Source organism: Arthrobacter sp. 01L42 (genome assembly GCF_056400005.1).
In genome coordinates, this window is sequence record NZ_JBFTSL010000003.1 from 144,450 (window position 1) to 161,402 (window position 16,953).

Consider the following 16,953-nt stretch of genomic DNA (forward strand, 5'->3'; position numbering starts at 1 on the left):
CCAGTTAAACCGGTTCCGCAAGGGGGCCGACTCCGCACCCGTTCTCGTACGACTCCGGTACGCCGCCGGCTGCCCGCTGCCGCGTCCGCGCCAGCAGGGCCGACACCGCCGCACCTGGTCCGGCCGGACTCGCAGGGCCAACACGCCGGGCCCAGGTCCGGCCGGACCCGCAGGGCCAACACGCCGGGCCCTGGGTTCGAACGCGGGTGTCAGGAACTCCTGGCCGAGGTGGCAATCACCGTTACCGCATGTTCCACGGCATAGACAGGATCCCGGGAGAGGCCCTTGACCTGGGCGTCGGCCTCGGCGGTGACCTGGATCGAGCGGACCAGCCCCTCGGGCGTCCAGCGCCGGACTTCCCGCTGGGCCTGTTCGACGAGCCAGGGCTGCATACCCAGTTGCTTGGCGATCTGCGACGACGACCCCTGCGCGCCGGCCACCTTGGCCAGGGAACGCAACTTCGACGCCAGGGCAGCCACGATCGGCACCGGGTCCGCGCCGGTGGCCAGGGCGTGGCGAAGTGTGGAGAGGGCCAGCGGGCCGTTGCCGGCCATCGCGGCGTCGGCGACCTTGAAACCCGTTGCCTCGACCCGGCCGCCGTAGTACTTGTCCACCATGGCCGCGTCCACGCCGGTGGTGGCGTCAGCGATCAGCTGGCTGCAGGCGGCGGCGAGCTCCGCGAGCTGCGCGCCAACCGCATTGACCAGGGCGTGCACGGCGTCGGGGTCGATACGCCGGGAGGCCGCCCGGAACTCCGCCGTGACGAAGGCGATCTTCTCGGCGTCTTTCTTGAGCGGCTGGCAGTCGACAACGGGCCAGCCCGCGGCCTTGATGGCGTCCAGCAGCTTCTTGCCGCGGACTCCCCCGCCGTGGCGGAGCACCAGGAAGGCCTCCGGTTCGGGCTGGACCACATACTTCAGGGCATCGGCGAGGAAGGCATCGTTCATCGCCTCGAGCCCGTCGACCTCGATGAGCTTTTGTTCGCCGAACAGTGAAGGGCTGACGTTCATGGCCAGGGACCCGGCCGTGTAGCTGCCGGCATTGAGCCGCGTAATTTCGACGTCGGGCGCCACCGCGCGGACCTGCGCGCGGATACGGTCCATGGCCCGGGCACCTATGTAGTCTTCCGGACCGCCCACCAGGACGACGGCAGCAGGTGTCACATCGCGCCAGGTGGCGGTGTTCGACGCCGAGGTCCTGGGCCGTTGGGTCTGGGCAGCAGCCACTCTCGATTCCTCCCGGAAGTTGGTTTGCGGACTCTAAGCGTCCCACGCCCGGACCGGTGCTCCAAGCCGCGGCTGACGGCCCGCCGGACGGCTGACCGTGCCGCCGCATGCGAGGGTCCGTCGAGGACGGCGACCACCCGTGCGTGTGCCGCGAGGACGCCACGGGCGGCCGCGGCAGGGTGCAGGGCGAGCCACGCCGCCGCCAGCACAGCCGCGGAAAAGATTCCCATGGTGGCTGCACCGAAGACTCCTTCCGGCCACGGCAGGGCGGCGCCCGGGAGTGCCGCGAAGAACCGGGCGACCCCCGCCACCGCACCTGCGAAGGCAGCAGCGGCGGCCATGAGGAGGCCCGCTGCGGCCGGGAGAGCGGGCAGGAGCACCACGGCGGCCGTGCCGAGGAGTGTAACTGGCGCCACGACCGCTGCGGCGGCCACATTCGCGGGCAGGGTGTAGGCGCCGAACTGCGGCTGCAACAACACGATCGCCGGGGCGCAGAAGAGCTGGGCGGACAGGGGTACGGCGACGCCGGCTGCCGCCCAGCGCGGCACCGAAGGCGGCAGCCAGTCCATGATGCGGCGTCCGGCGACCACGATTCCCAGCGTGGCCAGGACCGAGAGCAGGAATCCGAAGCTGGCAGCCAGGACCGGCTGCGCCAGCAGCAGGCCGATGACGGCAACACAGAGCAGGCTGAGTCCGCGCCCCGCCCGGCCAAGAGCTACGGACGCGAGGCCGATGCTGCCCATGAGTGCGGCCCGCAGCACACTCGGATCCGGTCCCACCATGAGGACGAACAGCGCCAGCCCCGCGAGGCTGGCCGCGGCAGCGGCCGCGCGCGGAAGGCGGAACGTGCGGGCGGCGAGCAGCAGCGTCCCGAGGATCAGGCTGCAGTTGGCCCCGCTGACGGCGGTCAGGTGCGTCATCCCGACGGTCTTCATGGCGGCTTCCAACTCGGGGTCCAGGGCGCTGGTGTCGCCGGTGACCATGCCGGGCAGCAGCCCGCCGGCGTCGCCCCCGAACCTTGCCGCCGCGGCGGTGAAGGCGCGGCGAAGCTCCCCGGGACCCTGCTGCCAGGGCCCGGGTCCCCGCAGCAGGGTTGGCGCAGACGTCGCTGCCAGGAGTCCGGCCTCCGGCTCCCCTGGCGCGGCGGGACGGAGTTTGCCTGTGGCGCGCAGGAGCTGGCCCGGAACGGCGTCTCCCCAGGTGGCCCCGCCCATGACCACGATCCGTGCGTCTCCGGCGACCCTGTGGCCGCCGAAGGTCATCGCCGTCAGGATCACGGGAACTGCCCAGCGGTCCGGCAGGCCACCGGCACCGGGAATCCTGAGCGGCCGTGGGGCGCCTGCAATTTCCAGTTCCGCGACGACGGCCGCGCGGGCGGCCACAGCTTCTGCGATGGCGCCGTCGTGCCGCCGGGAGACCTCGACGGCGGCGTGTGAGCCTGCCGCGGAGGACAACAGCAGCGCCGCTGCCACTGTGGCGCGAATGCTGCGCGGAACCGCCTGCCCGGCGCTGCGGCCGCGCCCGTGGCCACCCCGCCCAATCCTGGCGCCCCGCTCCCTCGCCGGGCGGAGCCCAGAACGGCCGAGGATGACGCGACCGGCCAGGAAGAGCATGCCTCCGGCCGCCGCCAGCGCCGTGCAGAGACCGGCCAGCCCTGCAGGGGACAGCCAGTTTCCGGCAACGGCGGTCCCCCAGACAAGAAGTGCCGGGAGCACCAGACGAAGGTCCGTCCGTCGTGTCCGTTCGATCGGGCGCCGACGCGCGGCGGTGTCTCGCGCGGGTTTGCCGGATCCGCGGATCCGGCCGGAGGCCACCGGATCCTCGTGCTCCGCACGCGCCGGGGAATCGACGGCCGCATCGACGTAGCGCTGCCAGCGACTCTGCGGGACCGCCACAGAACCCAGCGGGCCGGTCCGGTCCACGCCACGCCGTGCAGTGCCAGGCTGTGCAGTGTCCGGCTTTTCCATCTCAGGATTTGCCACGTCAGATACCCACCAACGGGAGCAGGGCCTCGAGCAACTTCGGACCGATCCCGTCGACGGCGTCGAGCTCCTGCACTGTCTTGAACCGCCCGTGCTGCTGGCGCCAATCCACGATCCGCTGCGCCAGCACCGGCCCGACGCGCGGGAGGGTCCCGAGTTCCTCAAGGCCGGCGGTGTTGAGGTTGACCTTCCCGCCCCCGCCGACTGGCCCCGTGCCGCCCGGACCGGAACCGGGCGCAGGTGAGCCGTCCGTGGGCGTATCGGCCTGACCGGGTTCGCCGCGGATGGGCACCAGGACCTTCTGCCCATCCTCAAGCACGGCGGCCAGGTTGAGCCGGTCCGGATCCCCGAGAACCGTGGGCCCGCCCGCCGCTGCAATCGCCTCATGCAGCCGGCTTCCTGCCGGCAGTTGAACCACCCCCGGGCTGGCCACGGCACCGGCAACATGGACCTCGATCCTTTCGGGCGCCGCGGTGGCCTCATCTCCCGGCGGCGCGGTTGACCCGTCATCCGCCGGATCGGGTGCTTCCTCGGCGGCGGGGGCGGAGTCGCTGAGAGCCACCACCTGCGCGCCGCCGGTTCCGGCCTGCCACCAGAAGCAGCCGCCCAGCACCACGGCAAGGACGCCCAGCAGGGCAGCGGCCTTAACCCCTGTCCTGGCCCGAAATCGCATAGCCAGCGTCGGCCTTCTTCCCCGGCGGTACCCGCGGGTTTCATCCGCATGGTGTGAAGGGTCGCCACCGACGCATCGTCCAGCAGCGAGGACGCCATCAGCCCGGACCGGGACAGGGCTGCCGGGCGCCGGAACCTGCAACTCCAACAGCCCCGCTGAGTCGCCCGGTTCCCGGCCCGGAGCCGGGGATTCGCCCGGCTCCGCAGTATCTTCCGCACCCCGGGCAGCCCAGCGCGTCGCTGCCAGGCGATCACGGGCAACCCTGACGCCTGTGGCGGATTCAGTTCCCTGGTTGCGCCGTGGCATGGAACGACTCTAGGCAGCCCTCACCCCCGCTGATACCGGGGACCGGGCGTATGTGGATATACCTGAGTAATACGCGTAGATCCGCGGCATCAGGCAAGTATTCCCTACGCTGGTGCCCGCCCGGACCCGGTGGTAACGTCTGCATCCAATCGAGAAGACTTTGCCGGCTGGGGGCAACCCTGATCGCCTGGAGGTAAATTTCAGGCGTCGAAAGCTGGTGTGCAATGAAGTGGTTGTTTGGGCCCGCGGCGGTGCTGGCGCTTGGCGGCACCATGCTGCCAGCCCCGCCGGTCGTGGCAGACACAACGCAAGCCGCCTCAACCCAGGTGGTCAATTTTTCTCTGGAAAGCAGTTTCTGCCCCCAGTACGGTCTGTACGGCATAGCGCATGTTTCGGTCGACGGCACGGCCGGAATGACTGCCGACCAGAATTTCATCTGGACCACCCAAACAGCCGCCACCTCGATCCATGCAGTTCCGCCGCAGGGCGCCGTCGCCAATGTCACGATTGTCTACCACTGCAACGTACAGGTGCTCTGGTGGCTGGAGCCCGGAAGTGCCCGCCGGGTGCAGGCCGCCCTGTGGGTCAACGGCTCAGGCCAGCAGCCCAGCTACACTATCGGGCCGAATCAGCCAGCCCCCGGGCCAACCCCGCCGCCAACGACTCCGCCTCCCACAGCCCCGCCGGCCTCCCTAACGCCAACGACTCCACCAACGTCAGTGTCGGTACCCGCGCCCACGACGCCAACCGTCATACCGACCACCGAGCCAACGTCCGCGCCAGTCACCGTGCCGACGGTCCCGGAAACACCCGCCGCACCAACGTCCGAGCCGGCCGCGCCACCGACGGTCCCGGAAACGACCACCGAGCCAACGTCCGCGCCGGCCGCCCCACCAACGGTCCCGGAAACGCCCGCCCCGCCAACGTCCGAGCCGGCCGCCCCACCAACCACCGCCCCACCAACCACCGTGTCAGCTACAACGCCAGAGACAGCGCCAACGGAACCAGCCACACCCGCGCGTACAGCATCGCCCACGCCCGGACGGACATCGCCCGTGCCTACCCCCTGAAACGCAGCTACAGTCGGGGGTTCACTTCTGATAGGTGATGTATGCCTCGTACTGCACGCGCCATTTATCCGCAGCCTTGGGATCCGGGACCGTGGTGGTGAGGAATTGAACGCTGGTCACTTGGCCTTTGAGGTATTTCAGCCACTTGGTCACCTCTTCGGCAACGTCGCGATCGAACTGGACTACGTGGTGCACCTGCATTGCCATGGCGGCCTCCGGATTCGCTGGTTCGCTGGGTTCGGTGGAGTGACTTTACCGCCGCCGCCCGTTCACGGCCAGAGTCCGGCGTCCGAGCGGATGGACCCGCCGCGCTAGTCGCCGGTTTCCGTCGCTTCGGCCGCAGCCCTGCCAGGGTGCGCTTCCCCGCTGTCCGGGCTGGCGATGTCCCCGGGGAAGGCATCGGGTTTCGCTGCAGCAGGGGTGCTGCCCTCCCCCACGATCACGGCGAGCACACCGAGCCCGGCGTGGGCCGCCAGGACTGCCGGGAGAGCGCTGATCTGGGCCGGCGGACATGCCGGTAATGCCACGGCCAGGCGCCGGGCAAGGTCTTCAGCCTCGGCCTGGTTGCCAAAGTGGTGCACAGCCAGCCGCGCCTGCCCGGCAGGGCGGCCGGAGGCGTCCGCGGCCACGATTTCTTCCAGGCGTGCGATGGCCTTCGCCGCTGACCGGACTTTTTCCAGCGGGATGATCCGGCCGTCTTCCACCGCCAGGATGGGTTTGATGGAGAACATGGTCCCCCAGAGCGAGGCCGCCGCCCCGATCCGGCCGCCCCGGCGCAACTGTTCCAGGGTCGGGACATAGAAGTACACTTTGGTGCGGTCCAGCCGGTCCTGCGCGAAGGCCAACACGTCGGCCGCGCTCCTGCCGTCGGCGGCCGCGACCACCGCGCCCTGCACGCCCATCCCCTGGGCCATTCCGACCGTCCGGGAGTCGAGGACCTCTACGGGTATGCCGACCCGTTGGGCTGCCAGGCGGGCGGCGTCGGCTGTCCCGGACAGCCCCGCCGAGATGTGAATGGAGACCACCGACTGGAAGCCACGCTCGCTGGCCTCCCGGTAGGCGTGTTCAAACTGCCCCGGTGACGGACGCGAGGTCTTGACGGGCTTGCCGCTGGCCAGGGCCACGGCGATGGTCTCCGCAATGTCGTCCTCACCCTCGCCGTAGATTTCGGCGCCGATCATCACGGGCATCGGGACCACGGTGAGCCGGCCGTCAGCAGCGAAAGCCCGTACCCAGTCCGCGGGCAGCGCGGCGGCAGAGTCTGTGACCACCGCAACCTGCACGACGGCGGCGGGAGCCGCTTCGGGGATGCTGTCCCGGGACCCCTGCCGCAGGCGAACAAGCCGCTCGCGCAGCCATGGCCAGCCTGACGGCTCGCGGTGTGGCACGAAGGACCTCCTGCTGTGGGGACGCGTGGACTTGCTTCTCCGGCGGGGGCACTTGTGCCCGTCCCATTGTCTGCGCTGGTTGTCTGCACTGGCCGCCGGGATCAGCCGGCGGCCAGTGTCAAGCTGGTACGTCCGGCTAGGCCGGGACGATGTTGACCAGTTTAGGCGCCCGTACGATCACCGTGCGCAGGGCACGGCCATCGAGGGCGCGCTGGACATTTTCCGATGCCAGCGCCAGTTCGCGCAGGTCCTCCTCGGAGATGTCCGGGGAAACCTCCAGCCGGTCCCGCACCTTGCCCTGCACCTGGACGACGGCGGTGACCGTGTCCTCCACGAGCAGTGCGTCGTCGTGCGTGGGCCAGCCGGCGTTGGCGACCGATGCCGGGTGCCCCAGGACGTTCCACAGATCCTCGGCGGTATACGGTGCAAACAGGCTCAGGATGACGGCTACGGCCTCGACGGCCTCGCGGACTGCTGGGTCCGCACCGCCGGCACCGCTGGCTGCATCTATGGTCTTGCGGGTCGCGTTGACCAGTTCCATCAGCTTTGCGACAACCACGTTGAACTTGTTGTTGTCCAGCAGGGCCTGCGCATCGGCGATCGTGCGGTGGGTGACGGTGCGCAGGGCACGGTCACCGGTGGCGGCATCGACGCCGGGTGCGCTTGTGACGTCCTGGCCGAGGCGCCAGGCCCGGGCCAGGAACTTCGCGGAGCCCGACGGCGATACGTCCGCCCAGTCGACGTCGTCCTCCGGCGGGGAGGCGAAGATCATGGTCAGGCGGACAGCGTCCACACCGAACTTGTCCAACTGCTCGCCGAGGTCGACGCCGTTGCCCAGGGACTTGCTCATGGCCTTGCCGCCGTTGAGCACCTGCCCCTGGTTCAGCAGTGCGCTGAACGGCTCGTCCGCCTCAATCATGCCGAGGTCGTGGATGACCTTGGTGAAGAACCGCGCATAGAGCAGGTGCAGGATGGCGTGCTCCACGCCGCCCACGTACTGTCCGACCGGCATCCAGTCGTTGATCTTCTCCGGATCGAACGGACCGCCGGTGTACTGCGGAGAGACGAAGCGCAGGAAGTACCAGGAGGAATCCACGAAGGTGTCCATCGTGTCCGTGTCCCGCTTGGCCGGTCCCTGGCAGTTGGGGCACTCGACATTGACCCAGCTTTCGACCGCAGCGAGCGGTGACGTGCCCTTCGGGGACAGGTCCTCGCCGCGCAGGTCCGCCGGCAGGGTCACGGGCAGCTGATCATCCGGGACCGGGACCTCCCCGCAGGCCGGGCAGTGGATGATGGGGATCGGTGTGCCCCAGAACCGCTGCCGGCTGAGCAGCCAGTCACGCAGCCGGAAGTTAACGAACTTCTCGCCGGTGCCCAACTCGCGCAGGATTTCGATGGCCGCCGGGATGGCCTCGGCCTTGGGCAGCCCGTCGAGGCCGCCGGAGTTGATCAGGGTCCCCTCGCCGGTGGTGGCGATGCCCGTGGCAGCCGGGTCTTCCTCGCCCGTGTCCAGGACTGCCCGGACGGGCAGGTCAAAGGTCTTGGCGAAGTCGAGGTCGCGCTGGTCGTGGGCCGGGACGGCCATGATGGCGCCTGTGCCATAGTCGGCCAGGACATAGTCGGCGGCCCAGACGGGCAGCTTTTCGCCGTTGAGCGGGTTGGTCGCGTATCGCCCGGTGAAGACGCCGGTCTTTTCGCGCTCGGTGGACTGGCGCTCGATTTCGGAGAGCGCCTTGACCTGTTCCCGGTAGGCGTCCAGGGCGGCGGCGTGCTCGTCGGTGACGAGTTCGACGGCGAGCGGCGCGTCGGCGGCGACGACGAAGAACGTGGCGCCGTAGAGGGTGTCCGGGCGCGTCGTGAAGACGGTGACGTCCTTGGCGGCTTTGCCGCCGTCGGCCTCGATCACGAAGTTGACGTGGGCGCCCTCGGAACGGCCGATCCAGTTTTTCTGCATCGCGAGGACGCGTTCGGGCCAGTGCCCGCGCAGTTCGTCCATGTCATCGAGCAGGCGGTCGGCGTAGTCGGTGATCTTGAAGTACCACTGGTTCAGGGACTTCTTGGTCACGGGAGTGCCGCACCGCTCGCAGGCGCCGTTGACCACCTGCTCGTTGGCCAGCACGGTCTGGTCCTTGGGGCACCAGTTGACCGGCGAATTCTTGCGGTAGGCCAGTCCACGTTCGTAGAAACGCGTGAACAGCCACTGGGTCCAGCGGTAGTACTCCGGGTCCGAGGTGTGCAGCCGGCGGGACCAGTCCGCGGAGATTGCGTAGCGCTTGAACGACGCCGCCTGGGTGTCGATGTTGGCGTACGTCCACTCACTGGGGTGCGCGTTGCGTTTGATCGCCGCGTTTTCCGCGGGCAGGCCGAAGGAGTCCCAGCCGATCGGGTGCAGCACGTCGTAGCCCTGCTGGCGCAGGTAGCGCGCCACAACGTCGCCCATCGCGAACGCCTCGGCGTGGCCCATGTGAAGGTCACCGGACGGATACGGGAACATGTCCAGCACGTAGCGGCGTTCCTTTGAGCCGTCGTCGAGGGGCGTGAAGACCTTCAGGTCTTCCCAGACCTGCGGCCATTTGGCTTCCATTGCCGCGAAGCTGTAGGCACCTTCCTCAGGCCCCTCCGCCGCGGCTGCTGGCGATCCGGTCTGTGTTTCCGGCTGAACGCTCACTGCTGGCCTCTTCTGTTCTGTGCGGCCTGTTACCCAGGCCTGTCTACCTTCAGGCCTGCCTGCCGCCAGGCCTGTTCACCATCAAGTCTGCACTGTCACGGCCGGCTGCCCGGTCCTGACTCCATACTGTCCGTACGTGGTACTCCTGCTGTAACTTCGTGCGTTGCGGACCGGAATTTACCCCGGACACACAAAAGCCCCTCGACATGGAGGGGCCGCCGCTCGGCAATCCGGGGACTCTTCGGAAACGAGGTCTCGCCGGGATGCCGGGCGGCTAGCTAAGCAGGAGCACGGCGCGCATAGGACCACTTTAGCCCCTCGGGCTGGTTCGTGCTGAACCGACGGGCCGGTTGCGGCCCGGTAGTCGCAGTCGACTCGCGCTCCGGCGGCCTGTGCGGGCTGCTATGTCCGCAATTGTTACAAACGACATACCTATGGAATAGCGGTACTTACTGCCAATTGCCCGACGTATCGGGCAAGTAACTACGACAGAAATTCGGGTAGCTCGGCGCGGAAAACAAGTAGAAAAACAACGAACACCCGGGTGGCCGGCCACGGGCGCCCGGGCCCTTCCGCGAAGTTTCTTCGGAGAGCGCATTGTGAGCCTCCAGGCTGGGAGAAACCCGTGAAAAACCGTGAAGCAGGCCTAAAATTTTGATCTTGCCAAACGATTCAAATGGGAACACTATTCGATAAAGATCAGCAAGAAATGGGATCTCTCGGGGGGATTCGCAAATGGTCTCGGGTTGAGGAGCCTGTCATGTATCAATTGCGCAATTCTTCCGTGCATTTGCCGAAATCCCCCGCCGGCCGCACCTGCGACGCCGGCTCCCTGGAACAGGGCTAGCCATGTTCGGCTGGATCACCCGTTTCAGTATGCAGTTCCGCATCCTGGTTCTCGCCATGGCGGCCGGACTCATTGCCTTCGGGGTAGTGAACGTCCCCCACGTCGCCATCGACAGCATGCCCGAGTTCGCCCCGGCCCACGTCGAGATCCAGACCGAGGCCCTGGGCCTCTCAGCTGCCGAAGTTGAACAGCTCATCACTGCCCCGATGGAAGCCGACCTCCTTAACGGGGTGGCGTGGCTCGATGAAATCCGGTCCAAATCAGTTCCCGGCCTGTCCTCGATCGAGCTCGTGTTCGAGCCGGGCACCGACCTTCTGCGCGCGCGCCAGCTCGTGGCCGAACGCATGACCCAGGCCCACGCGCTGCCGAACGTCTCGGCGCCGCCGCTGATCATGCAGCCGTTGTCGTCCACCAGCCGCGTCCTTATGGTCCGGATGAGCTCCAAAGAGCTTTCCGGGATCGAAATGTCGGTCCTGGCCCGGTGGAAGATCAAGCCGCGGCTGATCGGCATTCCCGGGGTCGCCAACGTTTCCATTTGGGGACAGCGCGAACAGCAGCTCCAAGTAGAGGTGACCCCCACGCAGCTGCGTGACAAGGGCATCACACTCGAACAGGTCATCAAGACCACCGGCAACGCAGTCTGGGTGTCGCCGCTGAGCTTCCTTGAGGCGTCCACCCCCGGCACGGGCGGGTTCGTGGAGTCGCCGAGCCAACGCCTGGGCATCCAGCACGTGCTGCCCATCCGAACACCGGAGGACCTGGCCAAGGTCAGTGTCGAAGACGCCGGATCTCCCATGCTCCTGGGTGACATTGCCCAGGTGAAGGAGGACCACCAGCCGCTGATCGGCGATGCCGTCGTCGGCCAGGATGCGGGCCTCCTGCTGGTCGTGGAGAAGTTCCCCGGAGCCAGCACGCTGCAGGTCACCAAGGACCTCGAGGCTGCGCTGAACGACATGCAGCCCGGGCTTTCCGGAATCCAGATGGATACGTCCGTCTTCCGGCCCGCCTCCTTCCTGCAGGATGCCGTGGACGGACTCGGCCTGGCGCTGCTCGTGAGCCTCCTGATCGCCGTGCTGCTCTTCTGGGCCCTGTTCCGCTCCTGGCGGGTGGCCGTGATCGCCCTCGTGGCGATCAGCACCACCGTCATGGCGGCGGGAGTGGTGCTCTACTTGCTCGACTCCACACTGAATATCTCGATCCTCGCCGGCATCTTGCTGGGCGTCTCTGTGATTGTCGGAGACATCGTGGAGGATGTGCAGGCGCAGCGGCGCCGGCCGTTGCGGACCACCGGGACCGAGACAGATGCCACCATCAGGTTCCGCATGGTCCAGCTTGTCCGCAGCGTCCGCACACCGCTGTTCCACGGGTCGCTCATCATGGCCCTCGCGCTCGTACCGACGCTGTTCGTCACGGGAGTCGGCGGTGCGTTCTTCCAGCCCCTCTTCTGGTCCCTGGCGTTGGCGCTTGCCGTGTCAATGCTGGTGGGTTTGTCCGTGACACCGGTCCTGGCATTTCTCCTGCTTCCCGGTGAGAAAGCCCGGCGGGCGGACTCGCCCGGTGTTGTCCGGGCCAGGTCCACGTACGACAGGGCACTCGAGGGGGCACGTTCCCGCCGTGCCCTCGGCATTGTCGCTGTCGCCGTCGTTGGACTGCTGGGGCTCGCCGCGGCATCGCAGCTGGTCGGGAACCGGGCGGTCGTGCCGACGATTCCGGACCGGACACTCCTGGTGCAGTGGGACTCGATGGCAGGCACGTCCAACGACGAGGTGCGTCGGGTGGCGTCCAAGGCGTCCGACGAACTGCGGACCCTGCCTGGTGTCTCGGGAGTTGGCGGCCACATCGGCCGCGCCATTTCCTCCGACCAGGTTGTCGGGAACAGTTCCGCGGAACTCTGGGTGTCCATCACACCGGATGCCGACTTCAGCGAAACGGAGCAGGCGGTCCGTGACGTCGTCCAGGGCTACCCCGGCATCGCCCACAACGTGGTGAACTACTCCCAGCAGCAGATCGGCCAGGAGCGCAGCAGCATGGATCCCGGATTCGCTGTCCGCGTCTACGGAACAGACTTGCCCGTCTTGCGAGAGAAGGCAGAAGAGGTCCGCAAGGCCATCGAAAAGGTCGACGGCGTGAAGAACCCGACGATCAACGCCAGCGCCATGACGCCCATCGTCGAAGTCGAGGTCAACCTCGAGGCGGCGCAGAAGGTCGGCATCAAACCCGGCGACGCACGCCGCGCCGCCGCCGCCCTGATGCAAGGCATCGTCGTCGGCAACCTCTTCGAACAGCAGAAGGTCTTTGAAGTGGTGGTGCGCGGCGCGGTGGACGTCCGGGATGACCTGACCAGCATCCGTGAGCTCCTGCTGGACACGCCAAGCGGCGGCCAGGTCCAGCTGGGCCAAATCGCCGACATCCGGCTCGTTCCCAATGAAGTCGTGATTCTGCACGATGACACCTCACGCCGGATCGATGTGGTGGCCGAGGTCAGCGGACGTCCGCTCGCGGATATCCAGCGCGACATCAACGCGGCGATCGAGCAGATCCAGTTCCCGCTGGAATACCACGCCGAAATCCCCACGAAGTACAGTGAACAGCTCGCCGGGGACGCCATGGTTCTGTGGATCGGCGCGGCTGCCCTCCTGGGAATCCTGCTCCTTCTCCAGACAGCGGTGCGGAGCTGGAAGCTGGCGCTTGCCATCTTCCTGTCCCTGCCGGCCGCGCTGGCCGGGGCCGCCGTGGCAGCGTGGATCGCGGGAGGCGCCATCACTGTGCTGGCGCTCACGGCCTTTGCCGCGGTGCTGGCCGTTGCCGCCCGCAACGCGGCGCTGCTCTCCGCCCGGACGGATGAGCTGTGGCGGGCCGCCCCGCACGAATCCCCTGACAAGGTCATCATGATGGCGGCCCGGGACCGGGTCTCGCCCATTCTGAAGGCAGCCCTGATCACGGTGGCGATCCTGATCCCGCCGGGACTCTTCGGCGGCGCCGTCGGCGGGTCCTTCTTGGGCCCGATGGCCCTGATCATCGTCTGCGGACTCATCACGACAACTCTCATCGGGATCTTCGTACTCCCCCTGCTCGCACTCTGGTTCGGGCCCGGTTCCGCCCCGGAAGAGTGGGCCGAAGTGTACGAGGCCGAAGTTCCCGTCCAGCCCGTTACGCAGGAAAAGGTGGAAGCAAAATGACCAGCCAACAGCCCTCGCGGCGCCTGCCCCTGGCGGCCGCTGTATGCGCAGCACTTCTGTTCGCGTTGCCCGCATGTGCCCAGACGACGGCGGCGGCCCCCGCCGCCGTCTCGGCCAACGAACCCGCCAAGGTGGAGAAGAATGCCGCAACAGGCATCGCGAAACTGACGTTGACGGAGAAGGGAATCGAACGCCTCGACCTGAAGACCGACACCGTCAAGGCCGGAAAGGGCAAGGACGTCGTCGTGCCCTACTCAGCCCTGCTCTACGACGCCAGCGGAAAAACCTGGGTGTACACCAACCCGGCCCCGCGGGTCTACCAGCGGCAGTCGGTCACGGTAGCCAAGGTGGAGGACGGAGTGGTCACGGCCTCGGCCGGCCCCGCGGTCGGCACCGCAATCGTAACCGTCGGCGCGGCTGAACTCTTCGGCGCTGAATTCGATACGGCGCACTGACATGCGCCGGATTGTCGCTGCAAGCCTGAGGTTCCGGTCGATCATCATTGCGATGGCGGCCGCCCTCATGATCGTGGGCGGCGCGCAACTCAGCAGCGCTTCGGTGGATGTTTTCCCGGAGTTCGCACCGCCCCGCGTCGAGGTTCAGACGGCATGTCTGGGTCTCACTGCCTCCGAAGTCGAGGAACTCGTAACGGTTCCGATGGAGCAGGCCTTCAACGGCATAGACGGCCTGGACCAGATGCGGTCGAAGTCTGTGTCGCAGCTGTCCGCCATCGTGATGGAGTTCAAACCCGGGACCGATCTGCTCACCGCCCGGCAGCTGGTGTCGGAGCGGATGGCAACGGTCATACCGACTCTGCCGACCTGGGCCGCGCCGCCAATAATGCTCCAGCCGCTGTCCTCCACCAGCCGTGTCATGAAGATCGGGCTCTCCTCCGAGACCCGCTCCCTGATCGAAATGTCCATGGTTTCCTACTGGAACATCCGGGCACACCTGCTGCGGGTGCCCGGCGTGGCGAACGTTGCGATCTGGGGCGAACGGCTTCAGATGCTCCAGGTCCAGGTTGATCCGACCAAGCTGGCAGCCAACAACGTGACGCTGGAAAACGTCATGAACTCCACGTCCGACGCCTTGGACGCCGGCCTGCTCAAGTACTCCCCCGGTGCCTTGATCGGCACCGGAGGGGCGCTGGAAACACCCAGCCAGAGCATGTCCATCAGGCACGTACAACCCATCACGTCTCCGGCGGACCTTGCCCAGGTGCCACTGGAGGAACGCGAGGGACTGCCTCCCCTGAAGCTCGCCGACGTGGCAACCGTCGTGGAGGACCACCAGCAACTGATCGGTGACGCGGTTATCAATGGCGGCCCCGGACTGATGCTGATCGTCGAAAAGCTGCCGTGGGGCAACACCCTCGAAGTCACCCGCGGGGTCGAGGAAGCGCTCAAGGAACTGCAGCCCGGCCTGACCGGAATCGCAGTCGACACCACCCTGTTCCGGCCCGCCTCGTTCATCGAGGAGTCGCTCGGCAACCTGAGCCTCGCGCTGCTGCTGGGCTGCTTCCTGGTCGTCCTGGTGCTGAGCGTCTTCCTGTTCCAATGGCGGACAGCCCTGGTGAGCGTGACGGCGATCCCGTTGTCGCTGATGGCAGCGGCCCTGGTGCTGTATTGGACCGGAGGCACGATTAATACGATGGTGCTTGCGGGGCTGGTGATTGCCGTCGGGGTCGTGGTGGACGATGCCATCATCGACGTCGAGAACATCGTCAGGCGGCTCCGGCACCACCGCGCCAGCGGCGGGACCGAAAGCACCGCCCGCGTGGTCGTCAACGCCTCCCTGGAAGTCCGCGGCCCCATCGTCTACGCCACCCTGATTATCGTTGCCGCCACGGTGCCGATCTTCTTCCTGGACGGCCTGACGGGGGCCTTCTTCCGGCCCCTGGCGACTGCCTACACCCTGGCGGTTTTGGCGTCCATGCTGGTGGCCCTCACGGTCACGCCGGCCATGGCGTACATCTTCCTGCGCAATGCCAAGCTGGAAGACCGCGATCCGCCGGTGGTCCGGGTCCTCAAGCGCTGGTACGGCGCCGCCCTGCGTCCCATTGTGAAACGCCCGCTCCCGGGCTACCTCGCGGTGGGGGCACTCGGCGTCGTCGGAATCATAGCGGCCCCGCTCCTGGGCCAGTCACTGTTGCCCTCGTTCAAGGAACGTGACTTCCTCATGCACTGGGTCACGCAACCCGGCACCTCGAACGCCGAGGAAGTGCGCGTCAGCCAACTGGCCTGCCAGGAGCTGATGACCATTCCAGGCGTCAACAACTGCGGGTCCCACATCGGTCAGGCCTTCGCCGCCGATGAGGTGGTGGGGGTCAACTTTGGCGAGAACTGGATCAGCGTTGACCCCTCGGTCGACTACGACAAGACCCTGGCCTCCATCCAGCAGGTCGTGGACGGGTATCCCGGCATCCACCGGGACGTCCAGACCTACCTCAAGGAACGTGTCCGCGAGGTGCTCACCGGTACGGGCTACTCGATCGTGGTCCGCGTGTACGGCGATGACCTGGACACGCTGAAGAAGCAGGCGGACAAGGTCAAGACTGCCCTGGCCGGCATCGAGGGTGCCATCGGAGCCAAAGTCGCACTCCAGGTCAACGTTCCGCAGGTGGACGTCGAGGTGAACCTGGACGCCGCCAACCGCTACGGCCTGAAGCCCGGTGACGTCCGCCGTGCCGCAGCCACCCTGGTATCCGGCGAAGAGGTCGGCGACGTCTACCGGGACGGCAAGGCCTATGACGTCCAGGTCTGGAGTCCTCCGGCGATCCGGACCAGCGTCACAAGCATCGAGAACCTCCCGCTGGACACTCCCAGCGGGCAGAAGATCCGGGTGGCCGATGTCGCCAAGATCACGGTAAAGCCCACTCCCAACGTCATTGAGCGTTCGGAAGGGTCCCGCCGCCTCGATGTCAGCGCCAACGTCAAGGAAGGCGATCTGGCCAAGGTCGTCGAGAAGCTCGAATCCGATCTCAAGTCCGTGGAGTTCCCCACCGGGTACAGCGCCGAGATCCTGGGCGAATACGCGGAGCGGCAGGCCGCCTCGCAGCGGCTTCTCCTCTTCGCGATGGGCGCCCTGGTTGTGGTATTCCTCCTGCTCCAGGCGGCATTCCGGAGCTGGCGGCTTGCCGTTCTGGGCATCCTGACGCTGCCGGTGGCACTGGTGGGCGGGGTGATCGCCGCGCACATGAGCGGCGGAATCCTGTCCCTCGGGTCGCTGGTCGGGTTCCTGACAGTGATGGGCATCGCCGCCCGCAACGGCATCCTGCTCATCAACCACTGCCAGCACCTGGAGCAGTTCGAAGGCGTGCCGTTCGGCCGGGACCTGGTCCTGCGGGGCGCAGCCGAACGCCTGTCACCCATCCTGATGACCACGCTCGCCACCGCACTCGCCCTGGTCCCGCTGGTGGTGATGGGCAACCGCCCCGGCCATGAGATCGAGCACCCCATGGCCGTGGTGATCCTGGGTGGGCTGGTGACATCGACACTGGTCAACCTGTTCATCGTTCCATCGCTCTACCTGCGGTTCGCCAAGAAGGGTCCGGCACGTCATGACCGTCAGCCCCGAGAGCCGGAACCTGTATCAGCCGTCTAGCAACAACTACC

Annotated in this window: 10 protein-coding genes; 4 read left to right on the top strand and 6 right to left on the bottom strand. The window is 67.3% G+C overall.

Features of this window, described 5'->3' with window-relative positions; genetic code table 11:
- Positions 1 to 209: 209 nt before the first annotated feature.
- Genes holA through AC1DN2_RS03860 form a run of 3 tightly spaced genes read right to left on the bottom strand, consistent with a single transcriptional unit; the run spans position 210 to position 3,881 of the window.
- Positions 210 to 1,226 carry a DNA polymerase III subunit delta gene (gene holA / locus AC1DN2_RS03850; protein WP_028276695.1) on the bottom strand — a complete coding sequence of 339 codons (1,017 nt, stop codon included), beginning with the start codon at positions 1,224 to 1,226 and terminating at the stop codon, positions 210 to 212.
- Entirely contained in the window at positions 1,160 to 3,208 is a 2,049-nt protein-coding gene (locus tag AC1DN2_RS03855; RefSeq protein WP_476849278.1) for a ComEC/Rec2 family competence protein, read from the bottom strand. The genes holA and AC1DN2_RS03855 overlap by 67 nt, the downstream gene beginning before the upstream one ends.
- 1 nt (position 3,209) lies before the next feature.
- The gene (locus tag AC1DN2_RS03860) at positions 3,210 to 3,881 is read right to left on the bottom strand and encodes a ComEA family DNA-binding protein (RefSeq protein WP_476849279.1); all 672 of its coding nucleotides are present in this window, start codon (positions 3,879 to 3,881) and stop codon (positions 3,210 to 3,212) included.
- An 886-nt stretch (positions 3,882 to 4,767) separates the two neighbouring features.
- Between AC1DN2_RS03860 and AC1DN2_RS03865 the strand changes: the two genes are divergently transcribed.
- A complete protein-coding gene (locus tag AC1DN2_RS03865; protein WP_476849280.1) occupies positions 4,768 to 5,295 on the top strand; it encodes a hypothetical protein in 528 nt (175 codons plus the stop codon).
- Here the strand turns inward: AC1DN2_RS03865 and AC1DN2_RS03870 are convergent.
- The 3 genes from AC1DN2_RS03870 to leuS all read right to left on the bottom strand — a co-directional run bounded on the left by AC1DN2_RS03870 (position 5,279) and on the right by leuS (position 9,313).
- Entirely contained in the window at positions 5,279 to 5,458 is a 180-nt protein-coding gene (locus tag AC1DN2_RS03870; RefSeq protein WP_476849342.1) for a hypothetical protein, read from the bottom strand. The genes AC1DN2_RS03865 and AC1DN2_RS03870 overlap by 17 nt on opposite strands.
- A 110-nt stretch (positions 5,459 to 5,568) precedes the next feature.
- Positions 5,569 to 6,645: a DegV family protein gene (locus AC1DN2_RS03875; protein WP_476849281.1), complete on the bottom strand. Its 1,077-nt coding sequence runs from the start codon at positions 6,643 to 6,645 to the stop codon at positions 5,569 to 5,571.
- A gap of 136 nt (positions 6,646 to 6,781) precedes the next feature.
- Positions 6,782 to 9,313, bottom strand: a complete 2,532-nt coding sequence (leuS, locus tag AC1DN2_RS03880) for a leucine--tRNA ligase (protein WP_476849282.1) — start codon at positions 9,311 to 9,313, stop codon at positions 6,782 to 6,784.
- Positions 9,314 to 10,189: 876 nt separating this feature from the next.
- On the opposite strand from leuS, the gene AC1DN2_RS03885 reads away from it, so the two are divergent.
- From AC1DN2_RS03885 to AC1DN2_RS03895, 3 genes are read left to right on the top strand one after another with little or no spacing between them, the layout of a single operon-like run.
- Positions 10,190 to 13,339 (top strand): efflux RND transporter permease subunit, encoded by a 3,150-nt coding sequence (locus AC1DN2_RS03885; RefSeq protein WP_476849283.1) that lies wholly within the window; start codon positions 10,190 to 10,192, stop codon positions 13,337 to 13,339.
- Positions 13,336 to 13,794, top strand: coding sequence for a hypothetical protein (locus tag AC1DN2_RS03890; protein ID WP_230008548.1), 459 nt, complete (start codon positions 13,336 to 13,338; stop codon positions 13,792 to 13,794). Before AC1DN2_RS03885 ends, AC1DN2_RS03890 begins: the two co-directional genes overlap by 4 nt.
- Before the next feature lies 1 nt (position 13,795).
- Positions 13,796 to 16,942 (top strand): efflux RND transporter permease subunit, encoded by a 3,147-nt coding sequence (locus AC1DN2_RS03895; protein WP_476849284.1) that lies wholly within the window; start codon positions 13,796 to 13,798, stop codon positions 16,940 to 16,942.
- Positions 16,943 to 16,953: the final 11 nt, after the last annotated feature.